At 56.3% G+C, this 23,169-nt stretch carries 14 protein-coding genes; 9 read left to right on the forward strand and 5 right to left on the reverse strand.

All coding sequences use genetic code 11. The features are described from left to right. The first annotated feature begins 33 nt into the window (after window positions 1–33). The 6 genes from H7849_RS09230 (at window position 34) to H7849_RS09255 (ending at window position 7,450) form a co-directional block, all read left to right on the forward strand. Window positions 34–267 (forward strand): CDGSH iron-sulfur domain-containing protein, encoded by a 234-nt coding sequence (locus H7849_RS09230; RefSeq protein ID WP_186745911.1) that lies wholly within the window; start codon window positions 34–36, stop codon window positions 265–267. A gap of 96 nt (window positions 268–363) precedes the next feature. After that, entirely contained in the window at window positions 364–1,293 is a 930-nt protein-coding gene (locus H7849_RS09235; protein WP_251106709.1) for an MBL fold metallo-hydrolase, read from the forward strand. A gap of 47 nt (window positions 1,294–1,340) precedes the next feature. Continuing rightward, complete coding sequence (locus H7849_RS09240) at window positions 1,341–2,387, forward strand: LacI family DNA-binding transcriptional regulator (RefSeq protein WP_186745913.1); 1,047 nt, start codon at window positions 1,341–1,343, stop codon at window positions 2,385–2,387. A gap of 236 nt (window positions 2,388–2,623) precedes the next feature. After that, window positions 2,624–3,664 (forward strand): ROK family protein, encoded by a 1,041-nt coding sequence (locus tag H7849_RS09245; RefSeq protein ID WP_186745915.1) that lies wholly within the window; start codon window positions 2,624–2,626, stop codon window positions 3,662–3,664. A 33-nt stretch (window positions 3,665–3,697) separates the two neighbouring features. Beyond that, window positions 3,698–5,026, forward strand: a complete 1,329-nt coding sequence (locus H7849_RS09250) for a sugar porter family MFS transporter (RefSeq protein ID WP_186745917.1) — start codon at window positions 3,698–3,700, stop codon at window positions 5,024–5,026. Between the two features lie 198 nt (window positions 5,027–5,224). After that, on the forward strand, window positions 5,225–7,450 hold the full coding sequence (locus H7849_RS09255) for a hybrid sensor histidine kinase/response regulator (protein WP_186745919.1): 2,226 nt from the start codon (window positions 5,225–5,227) through the stop codon (window positions 7,448–7,450). Between the two features lie 17 nt (window positions 7,451–7,467). Here H7849_RS09255 and H7849_RS09260 read toward each other — a convergent pair whose 3' ends face one another. Continuing rightward, the gene (locus H7849_RS09260; RefSeq protein ID WP_432756530.1) at window positions 7,468–8,715 is read right to left on the reverse strand and encodes a M48 family metallopeptidase; all 1,248 of its coding nucleotides are present in this window, start codon (window positions 8,713–8,715) and stop codon (window positions 7,468–7,470) included. A 448-nt stretch (window positions 8,716–9,163) separates the two neighbouring features. Here H7849_RS09260 and H7849_RS09265 point away from each other — a divergent pair, with 448 nt between their 5' ends. Together H7849_RS09265 and H7849_RS09270 are read left to right on the forward strand one after the other, a co-directional pair. Beyond that, complete coding sequence (locus tag H7849_RS09265; protein WP_186745921.1) at window positions 9,164–11,602, forward strand: ABC transporter permease; 2,439 nt, start codon at window positions 9,164–9,166, stop codon at window positions 11,600–11,602. Window positions 11,603–11,632: 30 nt separating this feature from the next. After that, window positions 11,633–14,077 carry an ABC transporter permease gene (locus H7849_RS09270; protein ID WP_186745923.1) on the forward strand — a complete coding sequence of 815 codons (2,445 nt, stop codon included), beginning with the start codon at window positions 11,633–11,635 and terminating at the stop codon, window positions 14,075–14,077. Between the two features lie 6 nt (window positions 14,078–14,083). Here the strand turns inward: H7849_RS09270 and H7849_RS09275 are convergent, their stop codons facing one another. Together H7849_RS09275 and H7849_RS09280 are read right to left on the reverse strand one after the other, a co-directional pair. Next, window positions 14,084–17,611, reverse strand: a complete 3,528-nt coding sequence (locus H7849_RS09275; RefSeq protein ID WP_251106710.1) for an alpha-mannosidase — start codon at window positions 17,609–17,611, stop codon at window positions 14,084–14,086. Between the two features lie 202 nt (window positions 17,612–17,813). Beyond that, window positions 17,814–18,296 carry a VOC family protein gene (locus H7849_RS09280; RefSeq protein ID WP_186745925.1) on the reverse strand — a complete coding sequence of 161 codons (483 nt, stop codon included), beginning with the start codon at window positions 18,294–18,296 and terminating at the stop codon, window positions 17,814–17,816. A gap of 146 nt (window positions 18,297–18,442) precedes the next feature. Here H7849_RS09280 and H7849_RS09285 point away from each other — a divergent pair, with 146 nt between their 5' ends. After that, entirely contained in the window at window positions 18,443–19,621 is a 1,179-nt protein-coding gene (locus H7849_RS09285; protein WP_186745927.1) for an MFS transporter, read from the forward strand. A gap of 71 nt (window positions 19,622–19,692) precedes the next feature. Here H7849_RS09285 and H7849_RS09290 read toward each other — a convergent pair whose 3' ends face one another. Together H7849_RS09290 and H7849_RS09295 are read right to left on the reverse strand one after the other, a co-directional pair. Then, on the reverse strand, window positions 19,693–20,571 hold the full coding sequence (locus H7849_RS09290) for a Nif3-like dinuclear metal center hexameric protein (protein WP_186745928.1): 879 nt from the start codon (window positions 20,569–20,571) through the stop codon (window positions 19,693–19,695). Next, the gene (locus H7849_RS09295) at window positions 20,568–23,036 is read right to left on the reverse strand and encodes an ABC transporter permease (protein ID WP_186745930.1); all 2,469 of its coding nucleotides are present in this window, start codon (window positions 23,034–23,036) and stop codon (window positions 20,568–20,570) included. Before H7849_RS09295 ends, H7849_RS09290 begins: the two co-directional genes overlap by 4 nt. Window positions 23,037–23,169: the final 133 nt, after the last annotated feature.

Here is a 23,169-nt window from a genome sequence, read left to right on the forward strand (position 1 = left end):
GGTGAGCCTTATCTTTCTCAGGAGTCGAATTGAATGTCTGAAAACGAAGTCAAGATTACAGTACGTCCCAATGGTCCATTCCGCGTGGAGGGCCCCTGCAAGCTGGTCGATGCGGACGGAAAAGAGTGGGATCTGACGGGAAAGCCGGCGTTCTCGCTGTGTCGCTGCGGCGGGTCTACGAACAAACCATTTTGCGACGGAACGCACTCAAAGATTGGTTTCCAGGCTGCCGAAGCTGCAGTCGCCGCAGCCGACGCGCAGAAGTAACAGCTAATTCTTCTCGAAAACTCAACAAGTTGTTTCCTACCGATTTACCGCATCTAACCACGGGTCTTCGGCATCCTTTCTAGTGCAGGAGTCCCCGTGGCAAGACGGCCCAACCTCGGTTTTATTCTTGGCTTGATTGGTCGCGCTGCATTTCAGCCGATGCAGGGTGAACAGCGGAAACCAGTCCTCACGCAAAATGGAGAGGTCGGAGTGACCTTCATTGGCCATTCTTCTTTCCTTGTCCAGATTGGCAGGCTGAATCTTCTGGTTGACCCGGTCTTCGCCAGTTGGCTTATCGTCTTGCATCGTTTGCGGAAGCCGGGCGTTGCCATCAAGCATCTCCCTCCAATCGATGCCGTTCTGCTCTCACATGCGCACATGGACCATCTCAATCTCCCGTCCCTGCGCAGGATTGTCCGCCATACCCGCAGGCTCACAGGAAAGGCGCCGCAGGTGATTGTGCCGTGGAATGTAACCGATCTGGTTGCAGACCTCGGTTTTTCAAGTGTCACCGCGCTTTCCTGGTGGCAATCGATACAAATCGGCAATGTGGAGATTACGCTGACGCCCGCAAAACACTGGGGAGCGCGCAAGATGACGGATACGCATCGCGGCTTCGGCGGTTATGTGATCCGGAATGGCGGACATTCGCTGTACCACAGCGGTGACACCGGGTACTTTGAAGGCTTCCATGAGATCCGCGAGCGCCTTGCGCCCCGAATCGCCCTGCTTCCCATCGGCGCTTACTCTCCGGACAGTTTTCGCTCCGTGCACACTAGCCCCGAAGACGCCCTCCAAATCTTCGCGGACTTGCGGGCGGAAACGATGATTCCAATGCATTACGGCACTTTTTGTCTCTCGGCTGAACCAATGGATGAGCCTTTACCGCGACTGCTTTCGGCGGCAAACTGGACTGGCGTGTCTCCGAAAGTGCTGCCTCTGGTGGAAGGCGAGACGAAGATCTTTTCCCGGAATGGCACTTCCAATGAAGGCGTTGGAGCATTGACAGCGCGCGAGACTGCCTGAATACTGGTGCAAGTCCTGAAGAAGCCATAGACTTGCACTCAGATTCAATGAGTAAAACTGGTCCGCATCCCACGCTCGCTGACGTTGCACGCAAAGCCGGAGTCGGTACGACTACGGTTTCACGGGTCATTAACGGTGGACATCGTGTCAGCCCTCGCACCTTGAACCGTGTACACTCGGTGATTGAACAGCTTGGTTATATGCCGAACCAGGCAGCCCGCATTCTCAAGGGCGAGCGCACAAAAACCATCGGGCTCGTGATCCCCAGCATCGCTGATTCATTTTTTTCAAGCTGTGCCGAAGCCGCACAGGAAATTGCGCGGGCAAACGATTCCCTGCTCATTGTCACCGTTACAAATAACGATCCCCATGTCGAGATGGAAAATCTCAACGTCCTCATGCGTCATCGCACGGATGGATTATTGCTTGCTCCGGCGAACTATCAGAGCGAGTCATTGGCAGAGTTTCTCGGCAGAATTTCCACTCCAGTCGTTTCGTTTGACCGACCTATCGCGAAGACCGACGTTCCCAGCGTGGTTGCGGATAACTACAACGGAGCACGAATCGCTATTGAGCATTTGATCGGGCACGGGTACAAACGCATTCTTTGTCTGGGCGGCGAAACCACCCTCTACACGATGCGGGAGCGGCTCCGCGGCTACCGGCACGCGATTGAAGAAGCAGGCCTGCCGGCGATCATCGACATGTCAGTGAAAGATTATAAGTCTGCGGAATACGCGATCGAGAGCCACCTATCTGCTTCGCAGCCGCCGGACGCAATCTTCACCCTCAAGAACAGCACTACCATCTATGCGTTTGAGACGCTGCAAAAACTGCACGTCGCTATTCCAAAATCGGTTGCTCTGCTCGGTTTTGACGACTTCGAATTGGCATCCACACTCAGGCCGTCGATCAGCGTCATTCAACAGCCGGTTGAAGATCTGGGCCGCATTGCAGCAGAGATATTGTTCGAACAACTATTTCCCACAAAAAAGAAGAAGCACCAGCTTGGCAAAAAACGCCCGGATCAAGTCAAGCTTGAGACTCGATTGGTGCTGAGAAACTCCTGCGGCTGTAATCCCACATCGAATTAGGAGCTATTCCAGACAATTTGCGTGTGGTACTAACGTTCACGGGGAAACGCTACCACCTCCAAATGGAATCGTTTCCACCGGCATTTTTTTCGTGTATATTGCAGAGGGTTGCGATTGGGCTTTTCACTTATGAGTGATGTGGTCGCACTTAAAGACTTTGTTCGGGGAATCTTTGTGGTTGTCCAGACTGCACCTGGCCGTAACGGTGGCGTTCAGAATTTGAAACTTGGCTACGTATGAGTTCTTTTTCGGTTGGGGTGGATTTAGGCGGAACGAATCTGCGCGTCGCAGCGTACACGCAGGCGTCGGGATTGCTGGAAACAATTCTCTTGCCTACGCGTCTCTCTGCAGGCAGGCACGCCGTTGTGGAAGACATGTGCCAAGCCATCCGCAAGCTGCTGGATGACCATTCCCGACGTTATGAACTCATCGGAATTGGAATCGGCACGCCGGGGCCCCTCGAATTGCCCGCTGGACGGCTTCACAATCCCCCCAATCTTCCGGGCTGGGATGGATTTGAATTGCGGGCGGAAATCGAGAACTGCCTCGACATGCCAGTCACGGTAGAAAGCGATGCAAATGTTGCCGCGCTGGCCGAGTGCGTTCTCGGGAGCGGCCGTACTCTTGGCATCGATTCGCTCTGCATGCTCACTTTAGGAACCGGCATCGGAAACGGGATCATTCTTAGCGGGAAAATCTGGCACGGCGCACACGGCATGGGGGGCGAGGCAGGCCACACGAATATCTGGCCTGATGGTCCCGCATGCGGATGCGGCAGCAACGGGTGTCTTGAAATGTACGCCTCTGCCACGGCGGTGCGTCGCATTGCGCTCGAATCCGCGCGATCAGGCAAAGCTCCTGAGATTGCGGCATTGACTCGTCGGACTCCTGATTTCACTACCCGTGACCTGGCCGATCTTGCCGAGAATGGATCGCGTGACGCTCAGCAGATCTTTGATGATGTGGGACGTGCCCTGGGTATTGGGCTGGGCGATCTTGTAAACACACTGAATCTTCCTCTCTACGTCGTGGGTGGAGGGCTGGCCAATGCCTGGAATCTGTTTTCGCCGGCTCTGTTTAAGGAAGTGCGCCACCGCAGCTATGTTTACCGGCTCACAGAGCCAGGCAGTGCAGTTCTAAATGGCAAGACCAGCGCGGGTACGCGTATTATTGCCGCTGAACTTGGCGCGGATTCAGGCCTGCTGGGATCTTGCATCCTTCCCTACACCATTTCGGAGCAAAAAACTGCAGGCACGCCTGACACGACTCTTCGGTAAAACGGCTGTTTATCTTCTTACCTGGACGCATCGATGCGACTGAACTTTTACCTTTTTAAGAGCACGATCGTTGGTGCTCTCGGTGGCCTTCTTTTTGGTTTCGACACCGCTGTCATTGCCGGGACTACGCACCAGCTTACAGACATCTTTCATCTCACCCCCGGCGAGCTAGGCTTCACAGTGTCGATCGCATTGTGGGGAACTGTGATTGGCGCCATGTCAGCCGGAGCGGTCGGGCAAAAGCTGGGCAGTCGCGAAACGCTCCGGATCATGGCTGTGCTCTATGTCATATCTTCGCTAGGCTGCGCCTTTTCCTGGAGTTGGACCTCACTTATTTTCTTTCGCTTTATCGGGGGTCTGGGGATCGGTGGCTCCTCGGTACTCGGTCCGGTTTATATCGCCGAGCTTGCTCCGGCAAAGTGGCGCGGACGGCTGGTCGGCACATTCCAGATCAATATTGTCCTCGGCATTCTTCTTGCCTATGCTTCGAACTATTTCATCGAGCGACTGGGGCTGGGATTGCTGCAGTGGCGCTGGCAACTCGGAATTGCGGCATTACCGGCTGCGCTCTTTCTCATCATGCTCTACGGCATTCCGCGCAGTTCACGCTGGCTGGTCACACAGAACCGAATCGACGAGGCGCGCGCGGTGTTGCAGATGATGGGATCTCCGGACTCCGACGCAGAGCTCCGCGAAATCATCGATTCGATTCATCTTGAACGAAGCGAAAGATCGGAGCCCCTTTTCCAACACAAGTACCGGTTGCCGATTTTCCTGGCGGTCACCATCGGCATGTTCAACCAGCTTGCGGGAATCAACGCCATTCTCTATTACCTGAATGACATTTTCCGCGCAGGCGGCTTTAGTGCGATTTCAGGCGATCAGCAGGCTGTTCTCGTTGGAGCCATGAACCTCGTCGCCACACTGCTTGCGATGAGCGTTATCGACAAGCTCGGCCGTAAGACGTTGCTGCTCATCGGCTCGGTTGGCACGACAGCCTGCTTGCTGGGCGTAGCGACTATCTTCTTCAAGCAGGAACACCAGTCAGATCTTGTTTGGCTGCTGGTTGGTTATATTTTCTTTTTTGCCATCTCACAGGGATCAGTCATCTGGGTCTACATCAGCGAGGTGTTTCCGACCCGGGTCCGCGCTAAAGGCCAGAGCCTCGGCAGTTCTTCTCACTGGATCATGAACGCGATCATCTCCGGCACATTTCCGCTGCTTGCGAAATATTCCGCCGGCGCACCTTTTGTCTTTTTTGCCGCAATGATGGTTTTACAGTTCTTTGTTGTGCTTTTCGTCTATCCGGAAACGAAGGGCTACACGCTCGAAGAAATGCAGCACAGGCTTGGAATTGAGTGAAGCTCGACGACCGAAGTACGCAACACTTATGCGTGATCCGGAAGATCTCTTTCGTGCTCCGTGAAACACAAAATACGTCGTTTGTAAATATGCTGAGTTGCACCCGCTCTATGCTACATTCTGTTTAAACCATCGCACAAAGTCTCGTTGATCCCACGGTGAATGGCTCCCCGTGCCGGTGGTTTAGTTGAGGTGTACTTGGATCTTTTCGAGAAAAACCCAAATCCGATGTGGATTTACGACTCGGAGACTCTGCGTTTTCTCGATGTCAATCAATCTGCCATCGATCAATACGGCTGGTCCCGCGAAGAATTCCTGAGCATGACGATTCTCGACATCCGCCCCGAGGCCGATTTCGAATTAGTGCGGCTAAGCGCGAAACAGAGCGGCTCACAAAGCTCCTCCGGACCATGGCGACACCTGCACAAAGATGGCTCGGAGCATTTTGTCCGGATATCATCCTTCCCTGCCGAGCATGCGTCACGGCCAGCCCGGGCGGTCATTGTCAACAACGTCACCGATCTGATGCGAACCACCGAGGCTCTCACGCAAAGCGAGGAGATGTTTCGCGGTCTCTGTGCGTCGAGCCCTGCCGGGGTTTATAAGTCTCGCATCGATGGCTATGTGGTTTACGTAAACCCGGTGCTTGCGAAGACGTGGCAAATGACGGAAGAGGAAATGCTCGGCCACGGATGGCAGAAGCGGGTGCATCCGGATGATATGGAGTCGCTTGCCCAGGGATGGCTCAGGACGAACACAACTGGAGAATCGTACGAACACGTTTTTCGGATCGTCCTGCCTTCAGGCGAAATTCGATGGATCCATGGCCGCTCGGCGCCGGTTCGCAACGCAGAGGGTAAGCCCATTGCTTCTATCGGCACCACAGATGACATTACCGAGCAGCGCGGAGCGGAAGATGCTCTGCGTATGAGCGAAGCGGGGCTGCGCGCTCTCACAGATCAGCTGCCGGTCGCACTGCTCTACGTCGATGCTCAAGGTAAGTGCCGTCGCGCAAACCGTGCCTTCGAGGAATGGTTCAACATTTCGCGTGAAGAGATTCTCTCGCTTGACTTTGAGTACTTTGTTCTGCGCGGAGATGGGACACAGTATGAAGCAGATGTGCGGCGCGCATGGTCGCAGGTTTTGCAAGGCGTGCCTGTTCGGTTCGAGAAGTCCATTGTCGTCCACGGTCGAAAGCGCACGATCGAAGCCACCTATACACCCGATATTGATACAGATGGACGGATCCCTGGCTTCATCGTGTTGTTGCATGACATTACGGAACGCCGGGCTCTGGAAGATCAGTTTCGTCATGCGCAGAAAATGGAGGCCATCGGCAGGCTGGCGGGCGGAATCGCGCACGACTTTAACAACATTCTCTCCATCATGAATGGATATGCGCGGATCATCGAACAAGAGCTCGACGGAACTGGACGTCTGGGCCAAATGTCCGCGGAAATTCACCGTGCAGGTGAACGGGCGGCGCGGCTCACGCAGCAACTGCTCGCCTTCAGTCGGAAGCAGGTGAGCCAGCCGCGCATCGCCCTTGTCGACGATCTGCTTCGAGATGACGAGACCATGTTGCGTCGCCTCGTCAGCGATGCGGTCTTTCTAGAGATGATTCCCAGCGCCCCGGATGCATGCATTGAGATCGACCCGCATCGCTTCAGCCAGGTGCTCCTCAATCTTGTGGTGAACGCCCGAGATGCCATGGCTCAGGGTGGTACGCTCACCATAAGAACAACTACGAACCGCCGCAACGTACTTGTCAGCGTACAGGATACCGGCTGCGGAATGCCGGTTGAGGTGAAAGAGCGACTCTTTGAGCCTTTCTTCACAACGAAAGAGGAAGGAAAGGGCACAGGACTCGGGCTGGCCACGGCCTACGGCATTGTTCGCGAGGCAGGGGGCAGCATTGCCGTTGAGTCTGCCGAGGGCGTCGGGTCAGTTTTCACTCTATCCATTCCGATCGCACGGAAGACTCAGCCATCCGATACCGCGTCCAGAAAGCCAGACTGCCCCAAGGGCGGTTGTGAGACGATTCTGCTGATCGAAGACGATAGCAACATCCGCTATTTGCTCGCGCACACTCTGGAATCCTGCGGATACCGCGTCGTGCAGGCAGAAAATGGCCTGGAAGGTTTGAACATTGCCAAAGAAATGCTGCCTGCAATCGATGCGGTCATCAGCGATGCGATCATGCCAAAGATGAGCGGACAGGAGGTGATTGCCAACCTTCGTCGGCTGCGTCCCGAACTTAAGGCTCTGCTGGTGAGTGGCCACATCGACGCCGATCCCCGGGACGTGACGGGCGATCCTCTGACCGGCTTTCTCTACAAGCCCGTACCACCCGACATCCTTAGGGCAGAGTTACGCCGTCTCTTGGATGGTGCCCCACCAACTCAGTCAGAGCAAGCCGTGTGAAAAATGGAAAGTCCTGCCTAGTTATTGTCTTCGCGCCTGTGAAGCGTTGGACGGTCATCGCCATTTTGCGGCGCGTTTGGATCGGCAGAGGGAGCATTCGGATCACTGGTACTCGCGCGCCGCAACGTCGGCTTGCCGTTCTTTGGATCGATCAGCTTGCGTTTGTTCTCAATACGCGCCAGCCGTGCCTTCACATCGTCGAACTCTGACGTTGTGACAAGGTATTCGTCCCTTGCCGGCAGAATCTTGGCTATCTCTTCCTGCGTGTGCTGGATTCGATCCGGTGTTTGCGGATGGTTCGAGAACGCCTTCGCCACAGCTCCCGGCTTCTGCTTCTCAAGGTTCTGGATCTTTTCGAAGAAGGTTACGAAGGCCTGCGGATCGTAGCCGGCGCGATACATGTACTGCACGCCCAGATAGTCGGCCTGTCCCTCAAACTCGCGCGAGAACATGAGGAACGTCATCGGGATGGCGATATTTACGGCTTCGTAAATGCCGTAACCGGTCCAACTGTAGCCCGTCATCATGATGAGCGGAATGCTGCCCAGTTGCACGTAGTTCATACGGGTCATTTCGCGCGCGGCATGGTGGGCGCAAACATGGGCTGTTTCATGCGCCATAACTCCCGCCAGTTCGGCCTCCTCATCGGCTGCGAGGATCAGGCCTGAGTTGACATAGAAGAATCCGCCGGGCAGCGCCATGGCGTTGATCTCGTCGGTATCGATGACCTTGATCGTGAACGGGACTTTGCAGTCAGAGTTCTTTACGATGTTCTGTCCGATGCGGTTGACGTATTCCGTCACTACCGGATCGTTGATCAGCTTTGTGCTCTTCTCGATCTCGTCAGCGTATCCCTTGCCCATCTTGATTTCGCCTTCGGTCGAGTACCAGTTCCCCAGCCCCCGCCCGCCAATATTGCGGGTACCTACAGCATTCACATCCTCAACGCTGCCCGTCTTTACGTGGACCGATTGCGGTTCCATATTTGGAGCAGGGGCTTTTTCAACGGTCGCATCAGGCAGGCTTTGTGCACCTGCATTAGTATCGGCAGTGGGCTTGTCCTGCGGAGAAGATGGAGTAGTAGGCGCCTGTGCCGTCGGCGATGGAGTTGCCGCACTCGGCTGGCTTGGGGCCTGGGCCTGTGGTTGGGTTCCATTCGAGGTGGTTTGCGACGGACTCTGAGCAAACACCGCAGGAGCCAGCACCAAACCGGCTGCCAGCAAAAGCTCTGGAATAACCATCTTCTGGGTCATAATCATGGCCATACCACACTCCCAAGGACACGGGGATGAAGCCCGGATGCAATTCATCCTGTCCATTAGACGTTAGTATGCGCCTTTTTGTCAGCCGTTGCCCTGCCAATTTCCCGGGGGCTTCAGCGTCACCAAAACAGATTGCCCTTGACCGGCAGCCGGGCTTGCTGCTGCACAAGCCCTATCCGAAGTCGACCGTGACGGCGAAAACATCCTACTGCTAGTGTCTGTCGGCTGCATGACCTGTCCTGCTTTGCGGCGAACAGTTACATATCTAAAAATAGGCTCGATGCCGCAGACTTCAGCGTCCATTTTCGGGCACTTCGTTTTTCGAAATCGAACGCCACCCGTACACCTCTGATCGCATGGGCCGCTGCATTTCCTTTGACATCAGCTATTTAGGACACTACGCTAACTGGCACTCAATATGCTCCTTGTCATCGTTCGGAGACCAGCCGCAATGAACTTCCGTTACGCCCTGCGCCAGCTGCGCAAAAATCCCGCCTTCACGTTGACCGCAGCCCTCACGCTGGCGATCGGCATTGGAGCCACGACCGCCATTTTCAGCCTGGTATATGCTGTGCTGCTTCGGCCTTTGCCGTTTCCCCAGGCCGATCAACTGGTCTGGTTGAATCAGCAGGATCATTCCTTGCCGGGGGTTGTAGCGGAGTCGCTGAGCTATCCGGATTACTTCGACTGGCGCGCACAGAATCACACCTTGAGCGGCATCGCCTCGTATCGCGGCGGAAATTTCACCTTCTTTAGCAATGGGGAAACGCAGCATCTGGAATCGCAGGTTGTTTCGGCGAACTTCTTCCAGGTACTCGGTGTGGCCCCCATGCTCGGCCGGGATTTCCGCTGGGACGAAGAGAAACCGGGTAATCGCGCCGTGATGCTCAGCTATGGGCTCTGGCAGTCGGCCTTCGGCTCAGCAAACGATATTGTGGGCCGATCGATCCGCCTCGGCGATGATGACTACTCGGTGGCCGGCGTGATGCCGAAGGGCTTTCAATTCCCTTTCGCTACCCCTGCGCCACAATTGTGGGTATCGATTGCGACCGATGCATACGACCCTACCGGCAATGACCCGGCCACGGCTCAGCGTGGAAACGATTCTCTGGGAATCATTGGGCGTTTGAAACCTGGCGTAACGCTTCAGCAAGCCAAGGCAGATCTTGGGGTCATAGCGAACAATCTTGCGAAACAGTATCCCGACAGCAACAAGTGGTATACCTCGGCGCTCGTCAAACCAGAACTCGATCATCTAACCGGGGACACTCGGCCCGCGCTGCGCGTGCTCTTTGGCGCAGTTGCCCTCGTGCTTTTGATTGCCTGCGCGAATGTCGCCGGTCTTCTGCTGGCGCGTGGTTCGCAGCGCAGCGCTGAATTTGCATTGCGTACTGCTATTGGCGCCAGCCGCGGCGAAATCATTCGGCAGATGCTGTCTGAGTCCGTAATTCTTTCTTTGTGCGGCGGTATCTCTGGCATTGTGCTGGCAGGTGGGCTGCTCAAGGCTACAGTGAGTCTGCTGCCAGTTGAAATTCCTCGCATTGAGCAAGTCTCCGTGAATGGAACCGTGCTTGCATTCGCTGTGGTTGTCTCCATTCTGACGGGCATACTTTTTGGCCTGTTGCCGGCGTGGCGAATGTCACAGGTCGAGCCCTCCTCCGCTTTGCGCGATGGCGCTCGCAACGTGAGCTCTGGTCACGCGCGACACACGCTGCAGAGCGGACTGGTAATAGCGCAGACTGCGATCGGGCTGGTCTTGCTGGTAGCGTCAGGTCTGCTGATCCGCAGCTTTATCCGGGTAATGCATGTTGATCCGGGATTCGACTCAAAACATGTGCTGACGACCAGGCTCGGCGTCTCTTTCGATCACCGCTACAACCATGATCAGCACTATCAATTCTATGAGCAGGTGCTGGCAAAGCTCGCAGCACAGCCTGGCGTGAAAGGTGTATCAGCAGGATGGCCTTTGCCGTTCTCAAACAGCTATGCCAGTGTCTCGCTTGCTATCGAGGGCAGGCCAGTAGCAAAAGGCGACGAGCCGAGTGAAGCATTTGGCGCTGTAATGCCAGGCTACTTTGAAACGATGCGTATCCCGATTCTCTCCGGGCGCACATTCACAGGGCAGGATGGATTCAAAAGCACACCGGTCATCATCATCAACCAGGCTTTGGCCGCGAAGTATTTTCCGGGAGAGAATCCCATCGGCAAGCACATCCGTGCAGAACTGGGCGACGGAGTCCTCGAACATCCCATGCGCGAAGTCGTTGGAGTGGTCGGCAACACCAAACAACTGGGCCTTAAGACTGACGCCGCGCCTATGTATTACCTTCCTTACGCGCAGGCCGTAATCACAAATCCTTATCTCGTGATTCGCTCCAATAGTGATCCGGCACAACTCGCAAATACAGTTCGTAGAGTTGTATCCCAAATGGATTCGGAAGTGCCGGTGTATCAAGTCTCTATGCTCGAGGACTACGTTTCGAAATCGGCCGCCCAGCCACGCTTCCAGACGTGGCTCCTTGGATGTTTCGCCGGAGTCGCGCTGCTGCTCTCGGCTGTGGGGCTCTATGGTTTGTTGTCGTACGTGGTGGTGCAGCGCACCTTCGAGATCGGCCTTCGCATGGCCATCGGCGCGCAACGCTCAGACATGCTGAAGATGATTTTGCGTCGCGGCCTGCGGCTTGCTGCCATTGGACTGGGGATTGGCCTCGCAGCATCTATGCTGCTCACCCGTTTCCTGGCGCACATGCTTTATGGGGTAACACCGCTTGATCTGCTCACCTTTGCCACGGTGAGCATTGTGTTGATGGCGGTTGCGGCCGCGGCAAGCTTTGCTCCCGCATGGCGTGCCTCTCGCCTTGATCCGATGCAGACATTGCGCAACCAGTAAAAAAAACTATTTCCTGATTGGGGAATCGCTATGAGGTTTCGTTTTGCGCTTCGGCAACTTCGCAAAAATCTGGGCTTCACGATCACTGCTGTGCTTACACTGGCTATCGGGATTGGAGCGACCACAGCGATCTTCAGTCTGGTTTACGCGGTGCTCCTGCGTCCGCTTCCGTTTCCGCAGCCAGAGTGTCTCGTGCATCCTACGCCGCTCTGGTTAGTGGCGGGCGCCAAGGATATTTCGGCAGCCATAGCAAATGACATTTCTTATCCAGATTTCTTTGACTGGCGCGCGCAGAACAAATCCTTCGATTCGCTGGCGAGTTATCACAGCAGCTCAGTCACGCTGAATTCTTTCGGGTCGAATACCGCCAGCCAGCTTCGCGCAGCGATTGTGTCATCTGATTTCTTCCGCGTCCTCGGGATCAATCCGACGATAGGCCGAACTTTCACTCGCGATGAAGAACGGCCCGGCAGCCATGTGGTTGTTTTAAGCCATGATCTGTGGGTTTCAAGCTTCCACAGCGATCCCAGTATTGTCGGCCAGCGCATCATGCTTGATGACCAGGCGTACACCGTAATCGGCGTGATGAAAGACTTTGCTTTCCCGGAGACTCCAACGGCATCCGTGTGGCTTACACCGTCTTTTGACGCCGAAACAAGTGGGACACCGCCTTCAACCGAGCAGCGCGGATGGAACCAGCTTGAGATGATCGGACGACTCAAGCCAGGCGTCTCGATTGGCTCTGCGCAGGCCGAACTCAACGTCATTCAGAAGGGCCTGTCTGTACGCTATCCCGACTCGGAATCGACGACCGTCGCCACCAAGGTTGAACCGGAAATCGACAACATCGTCGGCGACATCCGCCCGGCCCTGCGTGTTCTCTTTGCCGCTGTTGCCGCGCTGCTGCTTATTGCATGCGCCAACATTGCCGGCCTGCTGCTCGCTCGCGGTGAAGGACGCCAGTCAGAGCTCGCTGTCCGCACAGCGCTGGGAGCGAACCGCAGCGAGATCGTGCGCCAGCTTCTCGGTGAATCGCTGATTCTCTCGCTTCTCGGCGGTGTCGCCGGAGTCGCTCTCGCTTTCCCTCTGCTAAAGCTATCTGTCTACGTGGTTCCAGCCAATCTGCCGCGGTTCGATCACGTCTCGATGGATGGTGGCGTGCTTGCCTTTGCCTTTGCTGCCTCGGTCATTACGGGACTCATCTTCGGCGTGCTGCCGGCACGCAAGCTCTCACGCATCGATCCCGCGCACGCTCTCCGTGATGGAGGACGCGGCACGTCGGCAGGTCGCCAACGTTATCTCCTGCATGCGGCCCTCGTAGTAGCAGAAACAGCGATGGGCCTTGTGTTGCTTGTCGCCGCCGGGCTACTCATCCGCAGCTTCACGCGTGTGCTCCATACCGACCCCGGTTTCAATCCGCAAAATACTCTTACCTTTGGTGTTGGAGTTTCCAAGAAGCGCTACCCCGATGAGAAGCGCGCACAGCTTTACCGTGAACTTCTGCCGAAGTTCGCAGCCCTGCCAGGCGTCAAGTCCGCCACCGCTGTCTTCCCGCTGCCATTTGGTGGAGGCGGCATGGACCTCTCCTTCCAGATACAAGGCCACATAGTCCCTTCTGGCCGTGAGCCTGACGCTCGCATGAGTATCGTCGAGAGCAATTACCTGCACACCATGCAAATCCGGCTGCTGCGCGGACGCGATTTTACGGATGCCGACAATACTGCCAGCGCAAAGCCGGTTGCACTGATTAACGCGGCATTCGCGAAGAAATACTTTCCGAATGAAGACGCCATCGGCAAGGGCATCATGACGGGGCTTGATGAAGACAAAAAGATCTTCCGGGAAATCGTCGGCATTACCGGGAATGTCAAACAGTCTGCACTTACGGAAAGAGACCAGCCGGAAATATACGTTTCCTATGAATCAGCGCCCTTCGCGCCGGCCAGCTTTGCTCTACGTGTCGGCGGCGATCCGGCGAGCTACGTCAATTCTGTCACTTCGGTGGTTACAGACATCGATCGCGAGCTGACCGTCTACCGAATTCGCACATATGCAGACATGATGAACCAGGCGGCATCGCAGCCGCGATTCCAGACGCTATTGCTCAGTGGTTTCGCCGCCGTAGCTCTGTTGCTGGCTGCTATAGGGCTTTACGCTGTGCTCTCCTACATGGTGGCTCAGCGAACGTTCGAGATCGGACTGCGTATGGCGATCGGCGCCCAGCGCACAGATGTGCTGCGCATGATTCTGCAACGGGGGTTGCGGCTAGCTGTGGCAGGGCTTGCCATCGGACTCGTGGCCTCTGCCCTGCTCACAAGTTTTCTTAGCCACATGCTCTACGGGGTGAAACCGCTCGATCCCGTCACCTTCATCGCTGTCAGTGTTGTACTTCTGGCAGTCTCTGCTGCGGCGAGCTTTGCTCCTGCATGGCGAGCGTCGCAACTGGAGCCGATGAAGACGTTACGCGATCAGTAGCATGCGTCATGGTTGAGTGCGTCCTAACGTGTCATACAGCGGTTGCGCCGGCTTGACGGATGGGTTCTCGCTGGCGACCGAAATGGCCAGGATACGAATCTTGTCGTTTGCCGGAAGCGTGAGCGTGCTGGTGTGCGGCGGGAGCGGTATCCCGTATGCAAAGAGATAACTATATTCGTAAGGCTCATTCAGACCGTCCGGTGTATGGTGATGCGATGCGTACCACGCCAGGCTGGCGGGCTTGATGTAGCCAGGTTGCAGTCCCAAATAGTCTTCCGGATATCGCGGAGACCAGTTTGGCGAACCACGGTCGCTCAGGTCCCATGTAGCATGATGGGCGGATACGGCCCAGTTCTTGCGCAGTGCTACTTCCTTGGCCGGACTGTTGCTGCCAAACTGCCGGACGGGAACAGTATCGGGGGCAGGCTTCCAGAGGCGCGTGTCCCATTGTCCGACGAATCCGCCCCAGTTTTCAACGGTGAGTTCGACCGGCTTTTTTCCAACCTGGAAAGTGGCCTTCTGATCGCCGTCATCGGAAGCGGCGAGGATGTATACCATATTGAAATTGCCAACAGGTAGATGGATTGTCTGGCCGTGCGCTATGGCTGCGTCAGGCTTTGAGGCGCCGCCCGGAGCGAGCCTGAAATTCACATCGTTGAGGGCGAGGTCTGCGGGCAGCATCTCGGCTGGCAGCGCGTCGCCTTTTGCGTCGAAGCCTCCGGTGGATTTCGTGTCGTCCTCGCTGGCTGCAGCGAGATCGTACTTGAGGGTGACCGGCTGCGATTTCACGGAGTTTAGTTGTGCCGGCGCGGTCCCGAGCTTAAGAGCGAAGGATTCCGGCTGATAAGGCTTGAAGGAAGTCTCAAGCGCTCCATCGACTACGTTTGCGGAGCCGAGCGGGAGTTCTTGACCATTGACTTCGCGCGCAGCCGTGACGGGACCGGCAAACTTAACGCGGACGTTCTGCTCGGGCTTGCCGTCGAGTTCCACCATGCGCAGGATGACTTCGTCGCTCGTCTCAGCTTTCTTGAGCGCGAGGACGCGGATGCGCGGGTTGCTGACAGTAACGAGTGAGAAGCTATGGCCGAGCCTGCCTGTGTGCTTTTCGGTTTCGAAGGCGATGAGTGGCGAACTCAGGCGATAAGCCTGCCAGTCGGTTTGCCCCTGTCTCCAGTCGTCAGCGTGGCCGGCGATGCCGAAGAGAATCTCGTGATGGCCCCAGTCCTGATTTAGCTCATCGGAATAAGCGCGTCTTTCGTTCCCCGGGAGATATCCGGGAGAACGGAGCAGGGTAAGACGAATGGTCCGATCATCCCGCTTGTCGGAGCCGTTTTTGAAGCCGGTGAGAATCGTGGCGCCATAGGAGCCGCTGTCGTCAGTAAGGTCGATCCAGTGGTGCGACGCAACTTCAAACTGGCGATCGTAGGCATTGGGACGCTGGATGGTTCCAACTTCCCAGTTGTAGGTCGCCATCTTATTGCTCGCAGAGAGCGGAAAGACGGCTTTGAGATTTGCCGACAGAGATTTCCAGTCAATGGAATTGCTGAACTCGACTCGATTGCCTGCATCGCCATCGGACAGGCGAATCGTCTGCACGAACTTCGATCCTTCGGTTTCGCGTGAGACTTCGACGGCTATGCGTGCGGGACCGTTCTCGACAACGCGGACTTTTGCCGGACCGGCAACGTACCTGCGCGGAGCAGCCTGCTCCTGATCGAAATCCATGTTCCATGCAGGCCATTGTCTGGGCGTGTCGTTGGAGATGGCGAGACGAATGGGCGCGGAGAGGAGTTCCTTGTTGAGGGTCTTGTCGAAGATGCTGGATACGTCGCCGTCGCTGTTGAGTATGACCTTGTAGCGGGCGTTCTCGAGCGAGGATTCAGTTACGTGCAGATCCGATGAACCGCTGGGCGCTCCCGTAGGCGCGACGCTGTAAATGGCGTAGCCGACAGATGGTGTCTTCGCTACGAAGAGCACTTTGCCATTCTCAAGTTGCGCGGGGACGTCTTTACCATCGGGGCCGGTGACGCGGACGGCCTTTGGCTGTGAGCCGGGAAACGTGACTGCGGCTTCAACGATGTCTTCTCGCTCGATGTTCAGCGGGTTGTAGACGACAACCGGGATTCCGCTGACTTGCGTGTTTAGCCCGGATGCTATCGACTGAGTTGCGCTCGTGAGCACAGTCGCAAACTGGTTGAGCGCGATGACATCGTCATTCTGTGCGAACTCATAGGCGCGGGGCGTAGCCGTGCCGGCGCCGGTATCGTGGAATTGTCCGCCCATCACGAGCGTCCAGGCATCGTTCAGCCGCTGTTGCGGATATGGACGTCCGCCCATCCACGCAGCCGCTACAGAAGCTTTTTCAGCAGCATCGGCGAGAAGCTCATTTTCGCGGTTCCAACGCTTGTGGTAAGCCTGCGAGGTCAGCGATCCGGCTGAGTGGTTGATCAGTTCGAGGTCGCCTTTGTACCTCGGCATCTTCGATTGCATGTCCGGCTTAATATCGAGGAACATCTGGTCTGCGGCAGAGGAGACAACGCGTACCGGACCGTCGCCCAGACGAACTGGATGGCCATCTGTTCCCTGTGAAGAATTTCCGGCCGAGGGAAGGACAGCATCGCCTTGCGTCACCATCGCTTCGAGAAGCTTCACTGACTCTTCATCCACTGCCCCACCGATGTCGCCCGTTCCGATGTAGTGATAGTCGGCGAAGACGCCCGTAGCTTTGCCATCGATGTCGATGCGCTTCACCCAATCCGTCTCCGGTGGACCTTGCCCGGGACCGCGGAAAGAATCTGGGGCTGGAGATGGCGGTGGAGTCTTGCTCAAATCGGAGTGGATTCGGCTGCCGTAGCCGCCGGGATTCAGAGCAGCCAGAACAGTCTCCCCATCGGGGCCCTCCCATACGCCGACATTGAAGGGAATGCCTTCCGGAGTCTGTTCCGGAGAATCCGGTCCACCCACTTGTGGCGCTGGCTGCCAGGCTGCGCTGAGTTTCTGTGTTGAAAAGCCCTTCACCCCGGCATGAGCCAGGATGGTGGGCAACGATGCCGGGAATCCGAAGCAGTCGGGCAGCATGTACTCGGCGCTGGCCTTGCCGAATTCCTTCCGGAAGTAAGTGTTGCCGTACAGTACCTGCCGAAAAATAGACTCCGCGCTGGGTAGATTCACATCGCCTTCTTCCATCGAGGAACCTGCCGGATACCAGTTCCCTGCGGCGATGTATTGCTTCATCTTCGCGTAATCGTCAGGGAAATACTCCTTCATCAGCCGATATCGATTTGCGCCTGTCCAGTTGAAAACATAGTGCGGGTACTTCGAGATGTAATCGAAGTTCACGCGCATCGTTTTTAGAAGGTATTCGCTAATCGATTGCTGAAAATCCCAGCGCCACTGCGTATCGAGATGGGCATATGGCACCACGTACAAGGTAGGCTGCTTGGTAATGTCAGGCGCCTTCATGGTCTGTGCGACCGCGCCCACTGCGATTGCCGTCCCTAGGATGGCGACAAGGCTCTTTGCGAAAAATGACATGCTCACTCCGGTTTCAACAATAGACAGCATTCATCGGACAGGTTGTTTTTACTGGTTTGGAATCGTTACCATCTTCCAGACACAACAATTTATTAATCGCAGGCGGGTATTTGTCAAGCAGGCGGGTTTGCTCCGGTGAAGGGCCTTCCCTTCACCGGAACGAGTGAGAGTGGGAGATTAGACCAGTGGTGATCAGGCTTCGTTAAACCTTGCCAGCTTTTTCCCTGCCTCTTTCGAAAGCAGCTTCAGCGCCTTCTTCAAGTTCGGTTGGGGTCGGGTTCTTCACGGATTGCCCAATGGACCACAAGTGTCCGAAGGGATCGGTGAACTGGCCGTAGAGGTCACCCCAGAACTGCTCCTTGAATGGCATGACGACGGTGCCACCGGCGGCGACAGCACGGTCCCAGGCCGCCTGGCCGTCCTCGACCTGAAGGTGGAGGGTTACGGACGTGCCGCCCAGTGCCTGCGGCGTACTGCTTTTGCCGTCATGGAATTCGGGAAAATCATCGGCAAAAAAGAGGGCGCTGCCGTTGATGTTGAGATGGACGTGCATGAGTTTGTCGCTGCCTGGCGCGCCGTGGCGGGCGACTTCAGATGCGCCGAAAGCCTTTTTGTAGAACTCAATGGCTGCCTTGGCATCGCTGACGGTGAGATATGGGGTCAGACCCATGACTGCATTTTCCATTTTGAAGACTCCTGTATCGGGTCGCTGCCCGACGGTGAAGTATATCCGGCGGAGCCATGGCGGGGCGTGAATTTTTTGTCAGGTTTTACTTGTTTTACGCTGTGTTTTAAGCCCAATTGCTGAATGCGATAGGATTGATTGGTTCGATGCCAGGGTGGGCTCCCACAGCAGGAATGGTCAATTCATTGAACGGTGAAAACAAGCCATCTGCTCAGGTCGTAGCGGCGCTCTATCTGGGATTTGTTCTAACCGGGATTGGTACCAATCTGCTTGGCTGTATCCTGCCGGCGCTGAGTGGAATCTGGGGCCTGAGCGACAGCCATTCCGGGTTTCTGTTTGCAGCGCAGTTTGCCGGATCGTCAACCGGCGCGCTCCTGATGCAATCTGATTTGTTCAAAAGCATTGTTCGGGGATACGTGTTGCTCATTCTCGGCTCGATTGCTTTTGCGTTTTGCCGAGGTCATCTTGCTCCGCTGATTCTCTTCTGCTACGGGCTTGGCCTTGGCTCAGCGATGACGGCGATCAGCATGATTTTCGGGCGCATGTACACGACAAATCGTGGCGCGTCGTTGTCGCTGCTAAATGCGTTCTGGGGACTAGGCGCGGTTGTCTGTCCGATGCTGGCTACAGTCTGGGAGCGATTCGAATCGGCGAATTCGATCTATCTTGGGCTTGCTCTGGCTGCCGTACTGCCTCTGTTCGCGCTTGCGCTCCAATATCGCTACGTGTCGCAGTTGCGCGACGAGATCACGGTTGTGAGCAATCGGCATACAAAGTTCTCTTTGCTCGTTCCGCTCGCGATCTTTGCATTTCTTTACGTCGGAGTTGAGTCGTCGATTAGCGGCTGGATGATGACCTACGTGCATCGTTTGCCGCTTGCGAGCGGTTTGTATGCGCCGATTGCGACGTCGTTCTTCTGGATCGCGCTGCTTGTGGGCAGGTCGGTTGCGCCGGCAGTGCTGAAGAGGATTTCTGAGTCCGGGCTGCTGATGATTACGCTTTGTGTGGTGCTGGTAAGCAACGTGATGCTTCTGCTCAGCTACACGCCCGCAATGAGTATAACGAGCGCTGCGCTGGCGGGATTGATGCTGGCTCCTATTTTTCCCTTGTGTCTGTCGAAAGTGCTGGCGATTGCGAGTGGTCCTTCGGAATCGCGATGGGTGTTTGCGATCAGCGGGCTCGGTGGGGCGGTGTTGCCGTGGATGACTGGCCAGGTGGCTTCGCTGAGCGGTTCGCTGCGGACAGGCTTGGCTGTGCCCTTGGTGGCTGCGATAGTGATGCTGCTGTTGCAGGTGCGGACGCAGCGTGTTTTGGGTAGAGGCTGATTCAGATCGATCAAGACTAGAAAAGCAGATTCTTCGCTTCGCTCAGGATGACATCGCGTTGTTTATTTATTTTATTGTCCTGGCATCCAGTAGGGTTCACCAGCGCGGATATATTCGATCGGAACTCCGGGCAGCACGCTTTTCAGCCATTCGGCGCAGTAGCGCATTCCGGCTTCCTCTGAGATTTCGTGGCCGAGCAGGATCAGTGCCTTGTGTCTTCCCTGTGCGGACGCGTCGCGTGCATATTCGACAGTCTCCCATTCCGCGGCCTCTCCGGCAACAAGCACCTGTACATCGTCGCGCTCGAGCATTTTCACTTGACGAGTAAGACCGGCTGCTCCGGGCATCAGGGCTACCTGCGTGACCGGCATCTTGGGGTCGCCGATGACGCGCATAATATGCAGGCCTGTTTTCGCGCGCAGGCTGCCTGCAAGTTGTGCCACGGTTGTCTGCGGAATGGTAAAGAGGTTCGGATCTGAGGTGCTCTGATTCGGCTTCCAGCCAAACTCGTCTATAACACCTTCAAGGATGCCATCGGGATGGCGAAGATGCCAGGTGTCATGAAAGCGCCAGACGACGAGATGATGCTCTTTGATGTAGGCGCGCTTCTGCGCCTGCACAGCATCGTCGCCCAGCACTGTCATGTCGTCCGGGTGGTTATAGAACGTCGGCTCATGCGTGATGATGAAATTCTTGTTGTCTGCGACTGCCTTCTCAAGAACCTGATAGGTGTCGAGGAAAGTCGTTGCGATCCCGGTGACAACCGTGTTCGGATCGCCGCCCTTGATCGTGTCCACCGTGTCCGGCGGCGGCGTTGCGCCCGTGGCTGCAATGATGCGCTTGATAGCTTCAGCGGCGGTCAGCGGAGTACCGGAAGTCTGCGCGGACAGCGAAAGGCTGATGGCGGAAACTGTAAGCAATACGGTTACAAATCGTTTGTGGATGATCATTCTGTGCGCAGGGCCTCGATGGGGTTAACAGCAGCAGCACGGCGCGCGGGGATGTAGCTGGCGGCCAGGCCGCAGAGCGCGAGGATGGCGGCGACGGCAAAGACGGTGAAGATGTCGTATCCGTGGAAGCCGTAGATGAAGGCGCGCATCACTCCGCTGGCGGCGACGGCGATAGCGATTCCGGCGGCTACCCCGATGCCGAGCAGGATGAGGGCGTGACGCAGGACGAGCCAGAGGACGGTGTTCTGCGGCGAGCCGAGAGCGATACGCACGCCGAATTCGCGGGTACGCTGGCTCACAGAGTAAGAGAGCAGGCCGTAGATTCCGGCAATGGCAATGACGAGGGCGGCAAATCCAAAGATGCCGAGGAGGCGCGCAGCAAGGGTCTGGCTGCCCATCGAGTCATCGACGATATCGTCCATGGACTTGAATCCCTGCATGGCAATGTCGGGGCCTATCGCCTGTATCGCGCTGTGAATTGTCTTTTCCGCCACGGTCGGGGGAAGACTGGTGCGGACTGCGATATTCATGAACGACGAGAGGATCGGATACATCTCATCGTGGGGATTCATCTGCATCAGGTTGAGATCCATCTCAGGATTTGGCGCCTCTCCCAGCGTCTGTTGATGGACGTCTCCGGCAACACCAACAATGGTTGCCCAATGCCGTGGCCCAGGCGCATCAGCAACTTCGATTTGCTTGCCTAGAGGATCTTCGCCGGGGAAAATCTGCTTCGCGAATGAGTCGTTGACGACGGCCACAATGGGTGAGTCTGGAGTGTCCAGAGCGTCAAAGAATCTTCCCTTCAACAACCGTACGCCGAATACTTTGAAGTAGCCGTCGTTGGCGCTGCTCAAATGTGCGCTCGGCTCGTCGCCTTTATTCGGCTTTGGCCTGCCGTTCACAACGATTCCATCAATGAAGTTCCAGCCCGGCTCCAACGGACGCACGGTGGTAAATCCGACAGCCGAGATTCCAGGCGTGTGCATCAACCTGTCAATCACAGGCTGATAGAAGACCTGTACCAGGTTGGCGGCCTTCTCCGGGTTCTGGACGTTCCACCATGCTCCATGCGTCGGCATGAAGAGCATTGCCGTTACCACGTGTTCCGTGACGAATCCCTTTTCCGTCTGACGCAGCGTGATGAGGGTGCGCATCATGAGCCCGGCGGCGATCAGCAGTGCAAGCGTCAGAGTAATTTCGGCTACAACGATGCTATCGCGAAGGTGTGCCTGCCGCTTGCTCGTTCCTGTAGCGACGGCGCCTTCGCGCAGACCTTCCTGTGCGGGTACATTCGAAGCCATCCATGCCGGAACCAGGCCGAAGAGCAATGCCGAGACGCAGGATGCCAGAAGCAGAAACACGCAAACAGCCGCATCAATATGAATGCGGTCGCCGTTGAAAACCGCACCCTCGAGATAGTGCTTCAGTAATCGCAGGGCAGCAGATGCGACCCCCAATCCAACGACTGCCCCACCCAATGCCAGCAGAAGGCTTTCTGTAAGAAACTGCCGCATGATCCGCTGCCTGCCCGCGCCGAGGGCCCCGCGAATGGCAATTTCGCGCCTGCGCCCGTTGGTGCGCGTCAGCATCAGCCCGGCAACGTTGGCACAAGCGATGAGCCAGACAGCAATGATGGCGCCATTGAGCGCTAAGAGGGCGGGCCTTGCGCTTTCGGTGAGCGACTCGCGATAGTCGACGACGCGTATGCGCTCTTTCGATTCTTCTTTTGGATATTCCTTGAGCAGTTGCTCATGAATCGAGTTCAGTTCGTTGCGCGCCTGCTCAATGGAAACACCGGCGCGCAATAATCCGAATGGCATCAGGGTGGAACTGTCGCGTCCCTCCAATCCCTTGTCGTCCATGTTTACCGGCGCATAGATTGCTTCATCTACGTTGCCCGGGAATCCGATCCCCTCAGGAAGGACGCCGATGACGGCATAGGGGTCGGTGTTAACCTTCACTGTGCGACCAATAATGTCAGGATCGCTGTGGAGATATTTCTTCCAGATCTCGTGACTGATGATCAGCACACGGTTCGTTCCCTCTTTGGAGTCGCCGGGAACAAAACCTCGTCCCATCTGGGGACGGACTCCCACCAGATCAAAGAGGTTCGTGCTGCTCATGATCTGCGTCATGAGATGCGCGCCATCCGTTCCCTCGAAAGTGACGGGCTGCATTCCAAAAAATCCGATTCCCTGAAATGAATGCGCGCGCGCCTGCCAATCCCGAAGATCAGGGACGGAAACCGTGTTGAAATCCGTGCCGTTTTGTGGAAGGCCACCCATCCGTACCAGCCTGCCGGCGTTGGGATACGGCAGCGGGCGGAGGAACACCTGATCGATGACGGAGAACATGGCCGCGTTCACGCCGATGCCGAGGGCCAGCGTGAAAACCGCGGTCAGGGTGAATCCTGGGGTCTTGATGAGCTGGCGCAGCGCGTATTTCGTATCGTTCCAGAACATTAGTTGTTCCACCGCCTTTTCTGGATTGGAAACACCGTATCACAGCGAAAACAGGTTGCAGAGTTGACACGCGTGGAGAAGTTGTCAAAAGCAGGCGCAGTTTTTCAGGTCACGGTTTGTACCTTAGTCTGTA

This window comes from Alloacidobacterium dinghuense, assembly GCF_014274465.1.
Classification (GTDB): Bacteria; Acidobacteriota; Terriglobia; order Terriglobales; family Acidobacteriaceae; genus Alloacidobacterium; species Alloacidobacterium dinghuense.